Source organism: Sphingomonas montanisoli (assembly GCF_008274695.1).
Taxonomy (GTDB): Bacteria; Pseudomonadota; Alphaproteobacteria; order Sphingomonadales; family Sphingomonadaceae; genus Rhizorhabdus; species Rhizorhabdus montanisoli.
On the sequence record NZ_VTOU01000001.1, the window covers coordinates 1,048,698 to 1,064,566 of the forward strand.

At 64.9% G+C, this 15,869-nt stretch carries 17 protein-coding genes; 10 read left to right on the forward strand and 7 right to left on the reverse strand.

Translation table 11 applies throughout. The features are described from left to right. Window positions 1–103 precede the first annotated feature (103 nt). The 3 genes from lpdA to FYJ91_RS05265 are packed head-to-tail and all read right to left on the reverse strand — an operon-like array spanning window position 104 to window position 3,246. Window positions 104–1,501 carry a dihydrolipoyl dehydrogenase gene (gene lpdA, locus FYJ91_RS05255; RefSeq protein WP_149521189.1) on the reverse strand — a complete coding sequence of 466 codons (1,398 nt, stop codon included), beginning with the start codon at window positions 1,499–1,501 and terminating at the stop codon, window positions 104–106. Between the two features lie 4 nt (window positions 1,502–1,505). Then, window positions 1,506–1,901 carry an acyl-CoA thioesterase gene (locus FYJ91_RS05260; protein WP_149521190.1) on the reverse strand — a complete coding sequence of 132 codons (396 nt, stop codon included), beginning with the start codon at window positions 1,899–1,901 and terminating at the stop codon, window positions 1,506–1,508. A 31-nt stretch (window positions 1,902–1,932) separates the two neighbouring features. After that, the gene (locus FYJ91_RS05265) at window positions 1,933–3,246 is read right to left on the reverse strand and encodes a pyruvate dehydrogenase complex dihydrolipoamide acetyltransferase (RefSeq protein ID WP_149521191.1); all 1,314 of its coding nucleotides are present in this window, start codon (window positions 3,244–3,246) and stop codon (window positions 1,933–1,935) included. Window positions 3,247–3,384: 138 nt separating this feature from the next. Between FYJ91_RS05265 and FYJ91_RS05270 the strand changes: the two genes are divergently transcribed. Next, on the forward strand, window positions 3,385–3,840 hold the full coding sequence (locus tag FYJ91_RS05270; RefSeq protein ID WP_149521192.1) for a universal stress protein: 456 nt from the start codon (window positions 3,385–3,387) through the stop codon (window positions 3,838–3,840). A gap of 7 nt (window positions 3,841–3,847) precedes the next feature. After that, a complete protein-coding gene (locus FYJ91_RS05275; RefSeq protein ID WP_149521193.1) occupies window positions 3,848–5,149 on the forward strand; it encodes a M28 family peptidase in 1,302 nt (433 codons plus the stop codon). On the opposite strand, the gene FYJ91_RS05280 is transcribed toward FYJ91_RS05275, so the two are convergent. Beyond that, window positions 5,146–5,964 carry an SDR family NAD(P)-dependent oxidoreductase gene (locus FYJ91_RS05280; RefSeq protein ID WP_149521194.1) on the reverse strand — a complete coding sequence of 273 codons (819 nt, stop codon included), beginning with the start codon at window positions 5,962–5,964 and terminating at the stop codon, window positions 5,146–5,148. The two genes, FYJ91_RS05275 and FYJ91_RS05280, sit on opposite strands and share 4 nt — an antisense overlap. Window positions 5,965–6,076: 112 nt before the next feature. Further along, a complete protein-coding gene (locus FYJ91_RS05285) occupies window positions 6,077–6,949 on the reverse strand; it encodes an SDR family oxidoreductase (RefSeq protein ID WP_149521195.1) in 873 nt (290 codons plus the stop codon). A gap of 82 nt (window positions 6,950–7,031) precedes the next feature. Here FYJ91_RS05285 and FYJ91_RS05290 point away from each other — a divergent pair, with 82 nt between their 5' ends. Further along, the gene (locus FYJ91_RS05290; RefSeq protein WP_149521196.1) at window positions 7,032–7,784 is read left to right on the forward strand and encodes an SDR family oxidoreductase; all 753 of its coding nucleotides are present in this window, start codon (window positions 7,032–7,034) and stop codon (window positions 7,782–7,784) included. 134 nt (window positions 7,785–7,918) lie between these two features. Here FYJ91_RS05290 and FYJ91_RS05295 read toward each other — a convergent pair whose 3' ends face one another. Beyond that, on the reverse strand, window positions 7,919–8,551 hold the full coding sequence (locus tag FYJ91_RS05295) for a TetR/AcrR family transcriptional regulator (protein WP_149521197.1): 633 nt from the start codon (window positions 8,549–8,551) through the stop codon (window positions 7,919–7,921). Window positions 8,552–8,683: 132 nt separating this feature from the next. On the opposite strand from FYJ91_RS05295, the gene FYJ91_RS05300 reads away from it, so the two are divergent. The 6 genes from FYJ91_RS05300 (at window position 8,684) to FYJ91_RS05325 (ending at window position 14,337) form a co-directional block, all read left to right on the forward strand. Continuing rightward, window positions 8,684–9,601 carry a sulfite exporter TauE/SafE family protein gene (locus tag FYJ91_RS05300; protein WP_149521198.1) on the forward strand — a complete coding sequence of 306 codons (918 nt, stop codon included), beginning with the start codon at window positions 8,684–8,686 and terminating at the stop codon, window positions 9,599–9,601. Further along, entirely contained in the window at window positions 9,598–10,365 is a 768-nt protein-coding gene (locus FYJ91_RS05305) for a TIGR02186 family protein (RefSeq protein WP_149521199.1), read from the forward strand. Before FYJ91_RS05300 ends, FYJ91_RS05305 begins: the two co-directional genes overlap by 4 nt. A 29-nt stretch (window positions 10,366–10,394) precedes the next feature. After that, window positions 10,395–12,023, forward strand: a complete 1,629-nt coding sequence (locus FYJ91_RS05310) for an ATP-binding protein (protein ID WP_149521200.1) — start codon at window positions 10,395–10,397, stop codon at window positions 12,021–12,023. Between the two features lie 90 nt (window positions 12,024–12,113). Next, a complete protein-coding gene (locus tag FYJ91_RS05315; protein ID WP_219822556.1) occupies window positions 12,114–13,373 on the forward strand; it encodes an amidohydrolase family protein in 1,260 nt (419 codons plus the stop codon). A gap of 71 nt (window positions 13,374–13,444) precedes the next feature. Next, a complete protein-coding gene (locus FYJ91_RS05320; RefSeq protein ID WP_149521202.1) occupies window positions 13,445–13,876 on the forward strand; it encodes an EF-hand domain-containing protein in 432 nt (143 codons plus the stop codon). Further along, a complete protein-coding gene (locus FYJ91_RS05325; RefSeq protein WP_149521203.1) occupies window positions 13,873–14,337 on the forward strand; it encodes a low molecular weight protein-tyrosine-phosphatase in 465 nt (154 codons plus the stop codon). Before FYJ91_RS05320 ends, FYJ91_RS05325 begins: the two co-directional genes overlap by 4 nt. Here the strand turns inward: FYJ91_RS05325 and FYJ91_RS05330 are convergent. Continuing rightward, window positions 14,334–14,489 carry a DUF3309 family protein gene (locus tag FYJ91_RS05330; protein WP_149521204.1) on the reverse strand — a complete coding sequence of 52 codons (156 nt, stop codon included), beginning with the start codon at window positions 14,487–14,489 and terminating at the stop codon, window positions 14,334–14,336. The two genes, FYJ91_RS05325 and FYJ91_RS05330, sit on opposite strands and share 4 nt — an antisense overlap. Before the next feature lie 217 nt (window positions 14,490–14,706). On the opposite strand from FYJ91_RS05330, the gene FYJ91_RS05335 reads away from it, so the two are divergent. Further along, window positions 14,707–15,867: an efflux RND transporter periplasmic adaptor subunit gene (locus tag FYJ91_RS05335; RefSeq protein ID WP_149521205.1), complete on the forward strand. Its 1,161-nt coding sequence runs from the start codon at window positions 14,707–14,709 to the stop codon at window positions 15,865–15,867. Window positions 15,868–15,869: the final 2 nt, after the last annotated feature.

Sequence of the window (15,869 nt, forward strand, 5' to 3'; positions counted from 1 at the left end):
TTAGACCCCGAGTGGAGCGACCCCATCGGAGAGGGCGACCAACGGGCCGCCAAGACAATGTCGCTTCGCCGAACGCACGACGGCGTTCGACGAAGCGCATGGTTCAGATATGCAGCGGGCGCCCGTAAGCGGACAGCACCGCTTCGTGCATCGTCTCGCTGATCGTCGGGTGCGGGAAGATCGTGCCCATCAGCTCAGCCTCGGTGGTCTCGAGCGTCTTGCCGATCACATAGCCCTGGATCAGTTCGGTCACTTCGGCGCCGACCATGTGGGCACCCAGCAGCTCGCCGGTCTTGGCGTCGAACACCGTCTTGATAAAGCCTTCCGGCTCGCCCAGCGCGATCGCCTTGCCATTGCCGATGAACGGGAATTTGCCGACCTTCAGCTCGTAACCCGCTTCCTTGGCCTTCGCCTCGGTCAGGCCCACGCTCGCGATCTGCGGGTGGCAATAGGTGCATCCAGGGATATTGTTGCGGTCCATCGCGTGCGGATGCTGGCCGGCCAGATGCTCGACCGCGATCACCGCCTCGTGCATCGCCTTGTGCGCGAGCCAGGGGCCGTCGGTGACATCGCCGATCGCATAGATGCCCGGCACGTTGGTCTGGCCATACTCGTCGGTCTTGATGTGGTAACGCTTGTCGGGTTCGACGCCGACCGTCTCCAGCCCGATATTTTCGACATTCGGCACGATGCCGACCGCGACGATGACGTGGCTATACTCTTCGGTCGTGACCTTGCCGTCGGGATCCTTGATCTCGGCGGTGATGCCCTTGGCCGACGACGTGATCTTCTGGACGCCGGTCTTGGTGCGGATCTTCATGCCCTGCTTGGTCAAAGCCTTGGTCATGAAGGCGCTGACCTCCTGGTCCTCGACCGGCACGATCCGGTCGAGCATTTCGACGATCGTCACCTCAGCGCCCATATCGTTATAGAAGCTGGCGAACTCGACCCCGATCGCGCCCGAACCGATGACGAGCAGCTTGGTCGGCATCTCCTTGGGCGTCATCGCGTGACGATAGGTCCAGATCTTGTCGCCGTCCGCCTTGGCGAAGGGCAGTTCGCGGGCGCGGGCGCCGGTGGCGATGATGATGTTCTTGGCGCTGATCTCGGTGGTCGCGCCGTCCTTCGTCACCGCGATCTTGTCCTTGGCGACGAGTTTGCCGTCACCGAAATGGACCGCGATCTTGTGCTTCTTCATCAGGCCGGTGACGCCCTGGTTGAGCTGCTTGGCCACGCCACGCGAACGCGCAATCACTTTGGCCAGATCGAAATCGGGCTTGCCCGCCGACAGGCCGAAGCTGTCGGCATGCTTCATATAGTGGAAAATCTCGGACGAGCGCAGCAGCGCTTTGGTGGGGATGCAGCCCCAGTTGAGGCAGATGCCGCCGAGCAATTCGCGCTCGACGATCGCGGTCTTGAGGCCGAGCTGCGCGGCACGGATCGCGGCGACATAGCCGCCGGGGCCGGAACCGAGAACGATCAGGTCATAGCTGTCAGCCACTGGGTCAGACTCCCTTGATATTTTCGATGACGCGGGGTCGGCCATCCTCACCGATCGCGACGAAGGTGAAGACGGCGTGGGTAACCTTGTCGGTCTCCTCGCCATTGCGCTCCCGGCGCCAGGCGGCGACGTCGATCTTCATCGAGGTGCGTCCGACATGGACCAGTTCGGCATAGACCGACACCACTTCGCCGATCTTGACCGGCCGGTGAAAGGTCATCCCGTCGAGCGCAATCGTGACTGCCCGCCCCCGCGAATAGCGCGCCGCGACTACCCCCGCCGCCTGGTCCATCAGCCCCAGCAGCCAGCCGCCGAAGATGTCGCCATAGGCGTTGGTATCCGCCGGCATCGCAACCACGCGGATCGCGGGCTCGCCGATTGGGGGAAGCTCATCGCTCATCGCGCCTCTCCCTTTCGGGGAGAGCGGCAGATCACGCCAGCATCCCCAGCGGGTTTTCGACGAGGCGCTTGAATGCGGCCATCAGTTCGGCACCGACCGCGCCGTCGATCGCGCGGTGATCGAAGCTGCCGGTGACGGTCAGCAGCGTGGCGACCGTCAGTTCGTCACCCACGACATGCGGGCGCTTCTCACCGGAACCCACAGCCAGGATCATCGCCTGGGGCGGATTGATGACGGCAGTGAAGTGCTTGATGCCGAACATGCCCATGTTCGAGATCGAGGCGGTGCCGCCCTGATATTCGTTGGGGGCGAGCTTGCCTTCCTTGGCGCGGGCCGCAAGATCCTTCGCCTCTGTTGCGATCGCCGACAGGCTCTTGGTGTCGGCGCCGGTCACGATCGGGGTGATAAGGCCGCCCGGGATTGCCACCGCGATCGAGATGTCGGCGCGCTTATACTTGATCAGCGTGTCGCCGGCGAAGCTGACGTTGCAGTCGGGCACTTCCATCAGCGCGATCGCCAGCGCCTTGATCAGCATGTCGTTGACCGACAGCTTCACGCCGCGCGATTCGAGCGACTTGTTGAGCTCACCGCGCAGCTTGAGCAGCGGATCGAGCACGATATCAACCGTCAGGTAGATGTGCGGGCTCTGCTGCATCGATTCGGTCAGGCGGCGCGCGATCGTCTTGCGCATGCCCGAAAGCTTGACCTCTTCATGCGGGATGTCCGGATTGCCGGCGCCCGATGCGGCCTGAGCGGGCGCAGTCTTCGCGGCCTCGGCCTTGGGCGCCTCGGACGGCTTGGCTTCGCCCTTGGGAGCCTCGGCCAGCTTGGCACTGCCCTTCGGCGCACCGTCGAGATCGGCCTTGACGATGCGACCGTTCGGGCCGGAACCGCTGACCTGCGCGAGATCGATGCCCGCATCGGCGGCGAGGCGGCGGGCGAGCGGGCTCGCCTTCACGCGATCGCCCGACGAAGCGGTGGGCGCCGGAGCGGGCTTGGACTCAGCCTTGGGTTCTTCAGCCTTTGGAGCATCGGCCTTAGGCGCTTCCTTGGGAGCCTCTTCCTTCTTCGGCTCGGCCTTGGGTGCGGGCGCATCGCCCTCATCCTCACCTTTGATGATCGCGATCACCGCGCCGACCTTCACGCCTTCGCTGCCCTCGGCAACGACGAGCTTTTCGATCGTGCCTTCATCAATGGCCTCGAATTCCATCGTGGCTTTGTCGGTCTCGATTTCGGCCAGGAGATCGCCCGACTTGACGGCGTCCCCTTCCTTTACGAGCCATTTGGACAGGGTGCCCTCCTCCATCGTGGGGGAAAGCGCGGGCATTTTCAGTTCGATCGGCATGAATGGACCTCGGCGTAGGGGACGCTCAGGAATGCGGGGTTCATTTCCGCGCTGGCCCACGGAAGGTCAAGGCCTCGACTTGCACATTCGTCATGATTGCGCCAGCTTTCATGCGAAAATTCGAGAGGGCGTGGGGCAATGCGGACATATCTGGTCGTCATCGACGACAGCGACGAGGCACGCGTTGCGCTGCGTTTCGCCGCGCGCCGCGCTGCCAAGACGGCCGGCGCGGTCGAGATTCTAGCGCTCGTCGATCAGCCCGAATTCGTCCAGTGGGGCGCGGTTCAGCAGGCGATGGAAGAGGAAGCGCGGCTGCGCGCCGAGGCTCTGGTCGCTCAGGCGGCGGGCGCCCTGATCGAGGAAACCGGCCTGCGTCCGTCGATCACGGTGCGGCAGGGCGACGGAGTCGCCGTGGTCCGCGCGCTGCTCGAGGAGCGGCCTGGCGTCGCGGCGCTGGTGCTGGGCGCCGCGGCATCGGGATCGCCCGGCAAGCTGATCGCGCATTTCGCGGGCGCCGATGCGGGCGCCCTCCCCTGCCCGCTGATGATCATCCCGGGTTCGTTGTCCGACGAAGCCCTCGATCGCCTGAGCTGAGGTTGCCATGAAATCTCCGGTCCTTCTCGCCCTCCTCCTCACCGCGGCGCCGGCCCTGGCAGCACCGGAGGCGGCGAACCCCAAGGAATTGCACGCGACTGTCGAGAAGCTGGTGAGCTTCGGCACCCGGCACACGCTGTCGACGACAACCGATCCCCGGCGGGGCATCGGTGCGGCGCGGACCTGGGCGGCGCATCGCTTCGGCGAGATTTCGAAGGCGTGCGGCGGTTGCCTGACCGTCGAGCAGGTCGCCGACACGTTCACCGGCCCGCGCGCGCCCAAAGGGATCGTCGTCGCCAACGTGCTCGCGATCCAGAAGGGTTCGGAAGAACCCAACCGCGTGATCATGATCGCAGGCCATATCGACAGTCGCGTGACCGACGTGATGAACTTCACGTCCGACGCCCCCGGTGCGAACGACGACGGATCGGGCAGTGCGCTGGTGGTCGAAGCCGCACGGATCCTATCGAAGACAAGACCCAAGGCAACGATCGTCTACGCGTTGCTGTCGGGCGAGGAGCAGGGGCTGTGGGGTGGCCAACTGCTTGCGCGCACCGCGAAGGATCGCGGTTGGCAGGTGACCGCGATGCTCAACAACGACATCGTCGGCAACACCCACGGCACCGCCGGCAATCATATCGACGACAAGGTCCGTGTGTTCAGCGAAGGCATACGCTCCTCCGAAGATGCCGATGCGGCCAAGCTGCGGCGCGGAATCGGCGGCGAGGATGACGGCCCGTCGCGCGCGCTCGCCAAATATGTCGACGGGGTCGCGACCAGGATCAAGGGGCTGGAGGTTCTGGCGATCCGCCGCCCCGACCGTTTCCAGCGCGGGGGCGATCACAGCCCGTCGCTCGACCTCGGCTATCCCGCGATCCGCTTTTCTGAAGCGACCGAGAATTATGATCGCGAGCATCAGGATCTGCGGACCGAAAATGGCCGCGTCTATGGCGACACGATCGACGCGATGGACTTCCCATATCTGGCGCGCGTGACCGACATCAATGTCGCCACGATCGCGGCCCTCGCCAACGCGCCGGCCGCGCCAGCCAATGCGACGATAGCCGGCGCGCTATCGAACGATACGACGGTGAAGTGGGATGCCGTGCCGGGCGCCGCCGGCTACCGCGTCTATTGGCGCCGCGCCGACGGGATGGACTGGACCGACCATCGCGATGTGAAGGGCGCTGCCGAGCTTTTCCTGAAGGACGTCAACATAGACGATACCTTCTTCGGCGTCTCGGCCCTCGCCGCCGATGGCAGCGAGAGCCTTATCAGCTTCTGCGCGGGCCAGCCGCGCAAGAATTAAAGCGCCGCAGCGCCGTCGACGATGACGATCTGACCGCTGACGTAAGACGCCTGGTTCGACGCGAGATAAGCGAACAGGTCGCCCGCTTCTTCCGGAGCCGCCGGACGGCCGGTGCGCAACCAGCTGACGACGCGGTTGAGCAGGTTGCACATCATCTGCTCAGGCGTCGTGACATCGAGACCCGCGCCCGGATCCGGCGGCAACATCGCCTTGAACTGCTCCATCGTCGCGGGAACCACAACGCTGATGCCCACGCCGTTGCAGCGGATATTGTGCGGAGCTTCCTCCGCCGCGACCTGACGGATCAGCGCCTCTACCGCACCCTTGGAGAAAGGCGAGATGCCATCGAAGTCGATGACGCGCTTGTTCGCGAAGGTGGTGCACAGAACGAAGCTGCCGCCACCCGCCTTGCGGAAATGCGGCACGACACGCTGGACGACGCGGAAGAAGGCGAGGCCATCGCCCTTGAAGAAGGTTTCGACCTCTTCGGTCGTGAAATCGGCGATGCGATTGAACGGCACCGGCGCGCCCGCGGGGATCAGGACGCTGTGGAGGCGACCAGCCTGTTCCTGTGCGAAAGCGATCGTCGCGTCGATCGAGGCATCGTCCTCCATATCCATCTGCCGCGCCCAGACCTTGAGCCCTTCGGCGCGCAGCTCGGCCTCGAGCGCGTCGGCGGCGTCCTTGTTGCTGCGATAGGTGAAGATGGTCGGCACGTCGGTCTGCGCCATGCGCCGAACGACGCCCTGCCCGACACGCCCCGTGCCGCCGCAAACGAGCGCGCAGCCTTCGGGGTAGGTCAATGTGATCGCCATTCGTCTCTCCTGTGTCGGGTCGGCTGTGATCGCCGATCCCCCATGCTCGTTGGACGTTACATCCTGTCGCAGATTTGGAAAGCGCGGCGGCGGATTTCTCCGCTGCTCCGGATCACTCCGCGTTTGCCAGCATCGGGCGCATCGCCGGATCGATCGATGTCCGGATCGCTCCGATCACGCCCCCATCGACCCGCAGGTCGCAACCGGTGATGAAGCTCGCGCCTTCCCCGCACAGGAACCAAGCCGCCTCGGCAATGTCGGCAACGGTGCCCCAGCGGCCGGCGGGGGTCATCGCAAGCATGCCGGCCGCGCTCGGATCCTCCACCTCACGGAGCCCCATCGGGGTGTGGATCAGCCCTGGCGAGATCGAGACGATTCGCGCGCCCTTCGCCGCCCAGCGGCCGGCCCGACGTTCGGCCATGTCGATCACCCTTCGCTTCGACACGCCATAGGCCATTGCCGACGCGCCGAAATCGCTCGTCCCCGGTGCAGCGATCTTCGGGCGCAGCCGATCGATCAAAGCCGGGTCGACCGGGTCGGACAGCAAGGTATCGATCTCGATATTCGGCCCCATCAGATGCCCCGCGACCGACGCGATCAGCACCGTGACCGAACCGGGCGCCAGCGCGGGTTCGATCGCGCGGAGCAGCTTTTCGGTCGCGACCAGATTGACCCGGATGATGCGATCCCAGTCCGCGAGCTGGGGCGAAAGGCCGGCCGCGTGCAGCAGCGCGCCGAGGCCGCCTTCGCCGCCGGTCACGCTCACAAGTTCGGTCAGCAGCGCATCTTCGCCCAGATCACCGGGGAGCGCGGCGGCGACGGTATAGCCTTCGCCGCGCAGTTCCTCAGTGAACATGCGCAGCTTGTCAGCCGCCACGTCGGTCAGCACCAGGTCCATCGTCGCGCCGAAGCGTCGCGCCAGTGCGCGGCCCATGCCGCCGCTCGCTCCCGTGATAACTGCCTTGCGCCGAACAGAATTCCTCATGTCTCTCTCCCGATTTTTGCCAGCGGTAGCGCGGTTCGGAACGCGATGGTAGCGGTTGGCCAAAGACAGGAGGGGATGCGAGATGAGCTTCGAAGGCAAGGTCGCGATCGTGACGGGGGTGAAGCCGGGCAATATCGGCCAGGCGATCGCCGATGCGCTGGTCGCCAAGGGCGCGAAAATCGCCGTCGGCGCCACAAAGGATGAGAGCGGCAAGGCGGCCGTGGCTGCGATCGAGGCGGCGGGCGGCGAGGCGACCTATGGCATCGTCGACATCGCCTCGCTCGAAAGCTGCACCGCGCTGGCGGCGCTCGCGGCCGAACGCTTCGGGCGAATCGACTATCTGGTCAACAATGCCGCTCTGTTCGGCGGCATGTCGATGCAGTCGCTGCTCGATATCGACTGGGACGAACTCAAGCGGCTGATGGACATCAACCTGCTCGGCAGCCTCGCGATGACGCGCGCGGCGGTGCCCTACATGGAAAAGGCAGGCGGCGGCGCGATCGTGAACGTCAGTTCGTCGGCCGCGTGGATGGCGGGCGGGCATTACAGCGCCGCGAAGCTCGGCCTCAATTCGATCGCTTTGTCGCTGTCGAAACAGCTCGGCCCGCGCAACATCCGCATCAACACGCTCGCCCCCGGCATGACCGACACGCCCGCCTTCCGCGGCCAGACGCCGCAGGAATATGTCGACATGCTGATCGGCAACCAGGCCGTGAAGCGCATCGGCACACCCGAGGATCAGGCGAAGGCTGTGTTGTTCCTGCTGTCTGACGACGCATCCTTCATCACCGGATCGGTGATGTCGTGCGATGGCGGGCTGACGGCGCGGGTTTAGCCAAATCCTCCCCGGAACGGGGAGGTGTCGCCGAAGGCGACGGAGGGGGTTGGCCACAAGCGATTCCGCCCAGCCTCTCGCCCCCTCCACCGGCTTCGCCGGTCCCCCTCCCCGTCCCGGGGAGGATCAAGAAGTTACCGCGTCAGGTGGCTCGCCAGCAGCCAGGCGAGGCCGTTGATGTTCGGTTCGGGCGCGGTGCGGGCTTCGGGGTAGAGTTCGAGGGTGATGACGGTCGCCATCCGCTCCATCGCCACCATCAGCCCGGCCGCGATGTCGTAGCTTTCGGCGACGACCTTCCCGTCAGCCATCGCGTTGGGGATCTTGCGGGTGAAGGGTTCGGCGAGGCGCGCCGCCGATTCCAGCCGCATCTGCACGAAGCGGTCGTCGCCTTCGTCGGCCAGACGGTTTCGCGCGCGCAGCAAAGTGGCGTTGTCGCGCCAATATGCGAAGAATGCCTCGACATAAGCGCGGGCATGGACGAGCCGCTCGGCTTCCGGCCAGTCCGCCGTCAGGAGCGCGACGACGGGGTCGAAGCGTTCGTTGAGCGTTTCCATGGCCGCGAAGATCGCTTCGCCGACATCGGTGAAATAGAGATAGAAGGTCGGCGGCGAGATGCCCGCCTCCCGTGCGATCGCGGCAACCGGGGGCGCGATACCACGTGATTCCTTCAGCAGCGCCTCGGTTGCCTCTATCACGCGCTGCCGCGTTCCGTGGCCTTTGCGACCCAGCGCCTGGCCCGATTTGTTTACGGCATCGGCCGACTTCATCACATTCCTCGAATCGATTGCTGCCGCCCCTATAGCGCCGGAATCTTGTAACGGTCTGCCATTTTCCGGTGAGGAATCATTGCTCGCTCGCCTCTTGGCCCCCGGGACCGAAATGGTTTAGCGGTCTTAGCAATGGACCTTTACCTGCCCATTGCCGGCTTGTCGGTGAACATGCTGGTCATCGTCGGCCTCGGCGGGGTCGTCGGGCTGCTGTCGGGCATGTTCGGCGTGGGCGGCGGATTCCTGACGACGCCATTGCTGATCTTCTACGGCATCCCGCCCGCCGTCGCGGTCGCATCGTCGGCGACGCAGATCACGGGCGCCAGCGTATCGGGCGTGATCGCGCACGGGAAACGCGACGGGGTCGACTATCACATGGGCTGGGTGCTGGTGGCGGGTGGTGCGATTGGCTCGCTTGCGGGCGGCTGGCTGTTCCGGACTCTGCAGCGACTCGGGCAGATCGATACCGTCGTTGGCCTGCTCTATGTCGTCCTGCTGGGCAGCATCGGCATCATGATGGCACGCGAATCGATCGGCCTGCTCGTCAGCCAGTGGCGCGGTGCGGCGCCCCGTCCGGCGGCGCGACGACATCATCCGCTGATCGCCATTCTGCCCTTGCGCTGGCGCTTCTACAAATCGGGCCTCTACATCTCGCCGCTCGCCCCCGCTTTGCTCGGTTTCGCGACCGGCATGATGACGGTGCTGATGGGGGTGGGCGGCGGCTTCATCCTTGTTCCCGCGATGATCTACCTGCTCGGCATGTCGACGCGGGTGGTGGTCGGCACCTCGCTGTTCCAGATCCTGTTCGTGACCGCCGCGACCACGATGGTCCACGCGCTGACGACCCACGCCGTCGATATGGTGCTGGCCGCTCTGCTCCTGATCGGCAGTGTCACCGGTGCCCAGATCGGCGCGCGCTTCGCCCAGCGGATCAAGCCCGAATATCTGCGTCTCGCGCTCGCCTTCATCGTGCTGGTGGTGGCGATTCGGATGGGGCTCGGGTTGGGCTGGCGGCCGGCCGAAATCTATTCAATCGAGCCGCTGGCATGAAGCGCCGCCGGCTTCTCCCTCTGCTGACGATCGCGCCGATGCTGATGGGCGCGGAGCAACCCAAGCTGGTGCCCGATGTGTCGCAGCGGCAGATCGACATCATATACAGCTTCACCGGCGCCGAACTGCTGCTGTTCGGCGCGATCCTCTATCCGGGCGGCCGCGCGCCCACGAAGCCGCCCGAGATCGCAGTGGTCATAAAGGGACCGCCCGAGCCGGTGCTGGTGCGTGAAAAGGCGCGGATCGCGGGCATCTGGATCAACGCCGACAGCAACGCCTATCGATCGGTTCCCTCCTTTTACGCTCTGGCATCATCGAAGCCGATCGGCACGATCGTCCAGCCGCGCACTGCCGTCATTTACGAACTCGGCATCGACAATCTCCAGCTCTCGCCGTCGAGCGGGGGCGATCCGGCCGAGGCACGGCGGTTCGAGGAGGGCGTGGTCGATCTGAAGCGCCGTGGCGGATATTATTCGGAATCGGCGCACGGCGTGGAGATCAGCGAAGGCGTCCTCTATCGCGCGCGCATCGCCATCCCGGCACGCGTTCCGGTCGGACGATATACCGCCGAAACCTATCTGATTCAGGATGGGCGCGTGGTGGCGGCGGCGACGCGCGATATCGATATCGCCAAATCGGGTTTCGAGGCATTCGTGTCGCGCTGGTCCGAAAAACACGCGATCATCTACGGCCTGTTCGCGATCGCGCTATCGCTCACACTCGGCTGGATCGCCGGGCAGATTTCCGATCGCCTGAAACGCTGAATTAACGCCTGCGCGCATAAGCGGGCGGGATGAACGATTTCGTCGCGCACAGCAGCTTCGCCCCCACCAACGACAGCATCGCCATCGGTTCGATCGAGGCCGTTTCGGGATCAGTCGCGACGGCGCGGATCGATGCGGCCGCGATCGCGGCGGCGGGGCGGCATCCGGATGCGGTGACGGCCATGGCGGGCGAGGTCGGATCGCTGGTCCGAATCGGTGTCGGATCCCAGATCGTCGTTGCGGCGATCCAAGGGCTGCGCGCAGCGGACGGCGGCATCGTCGCCGACATCGACTTTCTGGGCGAAGGCAAGGCCGCACCCGATGGCGGCATCGTGGCATTCCGCCGTGGTGTCACCCGCTTCCCCCTGCCCGGCCACATCGTCTCACCGGTGTCGACCGTCGATATGGGCGCGATCTTCGGGACGGCGGGGGTACCCGACATTCGCGTCGGCACCGTCTATCCGACCGACGCCGTCCCCGCCGCGCTGCAGGTCGATGCACTGCTCGGCAAGCATTTCGCGCTGCTGGGATCTACGGGCACGGGCAAATCGACCGCGACCGCGCTGATCCTGCACCGCATCTGCCAGATGGCGCCGGCCGGCCATGTCGTGATGATCGATCCGCATGGCGAATATGGCGCGGCCTTCGGTGACGTCGGCGCGACCTTCGACGTCTCCAACCTCGCCATGCCCTATTGGCTGATGAACTTCGAAGAGCATTGCGAGGTGCTGCTGACCACCAGTGGCGCCGAGCGGCAGATGGATGCCGACATCCTGGCCAAATGCCTGCTCGCCGCGCGGCAGAAAAGCCGGATGGCCGAGGGGCTGACCCGCCTGACCGTCGACAGCCCCATCCCCTATGTCCTGTCGGAACTGACCGCGATCATCTCCGCCGAAATGGGCAAGCTCGACAAGGCGAACAACAGCGCGCCCTATCTGCGGCTCAGGACCAAGATCGACGAGATACGCAACGATCCGCGCTACACCTTCATGTTCTCCGGCATGCTTGTCGGCGACGCGATGAAGGCGTTCATCACCCGCATCTTCCGCCTGCCGGGCGACGGGCGGCCGATCTCGGTGATCGACGTGTCGGGCGTGCCGTCCGAGATTACGTCGGTCGTCGTATCGGTGCTGGCGCGGATGGTATTCGATTATGCCTTGTGGGCACGCGGCGTGGCCGAGCATCCGGTGCTGCTCGTTTGCGAGGAGGCGCATCGCTACATCCCCGCCGCCGATACCGGGCGGGGGCAGGCGGTGCGCAAGGTGCTCGAACGGATTGCCAAGGAAGGCCGCAAATATGGCGTGTCGCTGGGCCTGATCACCCAACGGCCGTCCGATCTGGCCGAGGGCGTGTTGAGCCAGTGTGGCACGATCATCGCGATGCGCCTCAACAACGATCGCGACCAGGCGTTCGTGAAGGCGGCAATGCCGGAAGGGTCGCGCGGCTTCCTCGAATCGATCCCTGCGCTACGCAATCGAGAGGCCATCGTGTGTGGCGAAGGCGTCGCGATCCCGATCCGCCTGCGCTTCGACGATCTGGAGGAAGCGCTGCGTCCCGCATCGAACGACCCGGTCTTCTCCGAACTGTGGCGGCGCACGGGCGGTGAGGACGAGGCGGTCGAAGCAGTGGTGAACCGCTGGCGCAGCCAGAGACGGTAATTCCGCGTCCTCAGAGCGTCGGCGCAGCGACTCGGTTGCACGCTCTCTCGAACCATGATTATACTGCGTTATAATCTTGGAGAGCCTGCCGTGAGCGACGACCCCTATATCCTGATCACCGCCGACACCCATGCCGGTGCCAACCATGCCACGTATCGCGAATATCTGGATCCCCAGTATCGCCAGCGGTTCGACGAGTGGCGCGGCGCGTACAAGAATCCGCAGACCGGGCATTACGGCACCAAGAAGCTCAAGAACTGGGATTTCGAAGTCCGCTCGCAGGATCAGAACAGCCAGGGCGTCGTCGGCGAGGTCATCTATCCCAACACGGTGCCGCCCTTCTGGAAAAAGCCACTGGTGATGCCGCCGGCCGCCGTGAAGCCCGAGGATTACGAACTCTATAACGCCGGCATTCGCGCTCATAACCGCTGGCTCGCCGATTTCTGCGCCGAGGATCCGGTACGGCGCGCGGGCATCGGCGTGTTCCTGCCCAACGACCTCGACGAAGCGGTCAAGGATATCGAGTTCATCGCCAAGGCCGGCCTGCGCGGCGGCGTGCTGCTGCCGCTGATCTCGCCCGACGCGACCTGGCTCAAGCGGCTCTACGATCCGGCATGGGAGCGCGTGTTCGCCGCGATCCAGGATCACGATCTGGTGATGAACCAGCATACCGGCGCGGGCATCCCCGATCACGGCACCTCGCTTGTCGGCCAGGCGGTGTGGATGTCGGAGGTCGGCTATTATGCGCAGGCGGGCTATCGCTACCTGCTGCTGTCGGGCGTGTTCGAACGCTATCCGAAGCTTAAATATATCCTGACCGAGTCCGGCTGCGCCTGGGCCGGCCCGATGCTCCAGCAGCTCGACGGCATCCACAAGAGCATCATGCGCGGGGTTTCCGGCGAGATCGTCTATGATCCGAAGGACTGGGTGCTCAAGAAGCTGCCCAGCGAATATGCCAAGGAGCATTGCTTCTACGGCGCCAGCTTCCCCAGCAAGGCTGAGCTCGACGGGATCGAAGCGGTCGGCGAAGACAACGTACTGTGGGGCAACGACTACCCCCATTATGAGGGTACCTATCCCTACACGCTGGAATCGCTGCGCCTCACCTTCGACGACATGAGCGAGACGCGGCGCCGCAAGGTGCTGGGCCTCAATGCGGCCAAGCTCTACAAGTTCGATCTCGAGGCACTCAAGCCGCTCGCGGCGAAATATGGCCCGACCAAGGAACAGGTCGATCAGCCGCTGCCGCACGATCAGATCCCCGAGGACACCTATTGCTACCTCTTCTCCAACATCCGCAACGCGCGGGCCGAGGCGGCGGAAAAGGCCAAGGCCGCCGAAGTCGCCTGACGGACAAATCGTTCATGCAGGAAAAAGGCGCCGCTGTATAAGCGGCGCCAATTCCTGTCGGGAGAATTGTGATGACCAAGCGGATGACGGCATTTGCCGCGGTGACGATGCTAAGCCTCGGCGCGCCGGTGCTCGCGCAGATGGGTGGCGGTGATCCGATGTCGATGCTGAAGGCGGCCGACACCAATGGCGACGGCGCGATCAGCAAGGCCGAATATCTCGCCTATCGCGGATCGCACTTCACCGAGATGGACGCCAACAAGGACGGCTTCCTGTCGAGCGCCGACGCCGCGAGCGACGAACGCGGCGGTCGCCGCATGGAGCGGATGATCGCGCAGGCCGATTTCGACAAGGACGGCAAGGTCAGCCGCGCGGAGTTCGACAGGGCGCCCGCGCCGATGTTCGATCGGCTCGACGCCAACAGCGACGGTACTGTCGACAAGGCCGAACTTGCCAAGGCGCGCGCGGAATTCGAAGCCCGTCGCGAAGAGCGCGGCAACTGAGCAAGCATTCGATCCTTTTCGTCTGCCTCGGCAATATCTGCCGGTCGCCGCTTGCCGAAGCCGCGTTTCGTGCGCGCGCGCAGGCGGCGGGGATCGACGTGACCATCGACAGCGCGGGCACGGGCGACTGGCATATCGGCCGACCGCCCGACGACCGCGCACAGGCCGTCGCGCAGACGAACGGGATCGATATTTCGGGCTATCGTGGACGCCAGATCGCGCCGGCGGATTTCCGTAACTTCAGCCACATCTTCGCCCTGGACGCGCAGAACCTTGCCGATCTTGCGCGCGTAGCTCCGGCCGATGGCACCGCCGAGGTGGCTCTGCTGCTCGATCTCGTGGGCGGAATGGAAGGAAAGTCCGTCGCCGACCCCTATTTCGGGGACGACGACGGCTTCGATACAACGTGGGATCAGGTCGATCGCGCAGCGCAGGCGCTGGTCGACCGGTTGAGCGCCTAGTTTCGGCCGAGCAGCAGCAGCACGAGCAGGATTACAACGACCACGCCAAGGATCCCCGACGGGCCATAACCCCAGCCGCTGCTATAACCCCATGTCGGCAGCGCGCCGACGAGGATCAGGATCAGGATCACGAGAAGCACGGTTCCGAGCATCGCAGACTCTCCACATTTTCTTGTCGGTACGAGAGAGAAACAGTCGGGAAACCGATCCTGTTCCGCAGCGGCGAGATCGGAGCGGCGCGATGCTACGGCTGCGTAACGCGTGAAATTCGCTGTTTATGCAGCTAATCGCTTCCGATTGCCCGCGACTGCTGCTTATAACGCAGCGCAGCAAAGCGAGGATTACGATGACGACGGTGCAACTCCGGCAATGAAGGCGGGGTCGGAGTGGAAATATGCGGCACTGCTCGCCGCAACGATGCTGCTGTCGTCATGCGGGAAGAAGGACGAACAGAAGCGTCCTACGCCCGAAGCCGGCTATATCGTCGTCAAGACGGAGTCGGTCGCGCTGCCTGTCGAATTGCCCGGTCGCACGTCCGCTTTCGAAACCTCCGAAGTCCGCCCGCAAATCTCCGGATTGATCCAGGCCCGCCTGTTCACCGAAGGCAGCATCGTCCGCGCGGGCGAAACGCTGTACCAGATCGACCCTCGCCTCTATCGCGCCGCGCTCAATCAGGCGAACGCCAACCTCGCCAACGCCCAGGCCAATCGCGAAGCGACTGCCACCCGCGCCAAGCGTCTCGAACCGCTCGCCAAGATCGAGGCGGTGTCGCAACAGGACTATACCGACGCCAGCGCCGCCGCGCGCCAGGCGGCCGCCACGGTCGAACAGAATCGGGCCGGCCTTGAAACTGCGCGCATCAACCTGGGATTCACCCGCGTTCCTGCGCCGATCACCGGGCGGGTCGGACGTTCGCTGTTCACCACAGGCGCGCTCGTCACGGCGAACCAGGCCGAGCCGCTGACCACGATCCAGCGGCTCGACCCGATCTTCGTCGATATCCAGCAGTCGGCGAGCGAATATCTGTCGCTGCGCCGCGCATTGACGAGCGGCGGCACGGCCACCCCTTCCTCGGCCGCGGTGAAGCTGAAGCTTGAGGATGGCAGCGAATATCCGGCAAGCGGGCGGCTTGAGTTCACCGAAGCGATGGTCGATCCGGCCACGGGCACGGTCACGCTGCGCGCGCGCTTCGCCAACCCCTCGGGCCTGCTGCTGCCGGGCATGTATGTCCGTGCGACCTTGAGCCAGGCGACTGCCACCAATGCGATCCTCGTACCGCAGCGCGGCCTCGCCCGCGATGCCAAGGGCGACGCCACCGTGATGCTGGTCGGCCCCGACAACAAGGCGGTTCAGAAGACCGTCACCGCCGGTCGCACCATCGGCGACAAATGGCTTGTCACCCAGGGGCTCAAGCCCGGCGACAAGCTGATCGTCGAGGGGCTAGGCAAGATCCGGCCCAAGCAGGACATCAAGCCGGTTCCCGCAGGCTCGCCGCCCGCTGGCGGCAAGAAGCAGGGTGATCGCAGCTAACC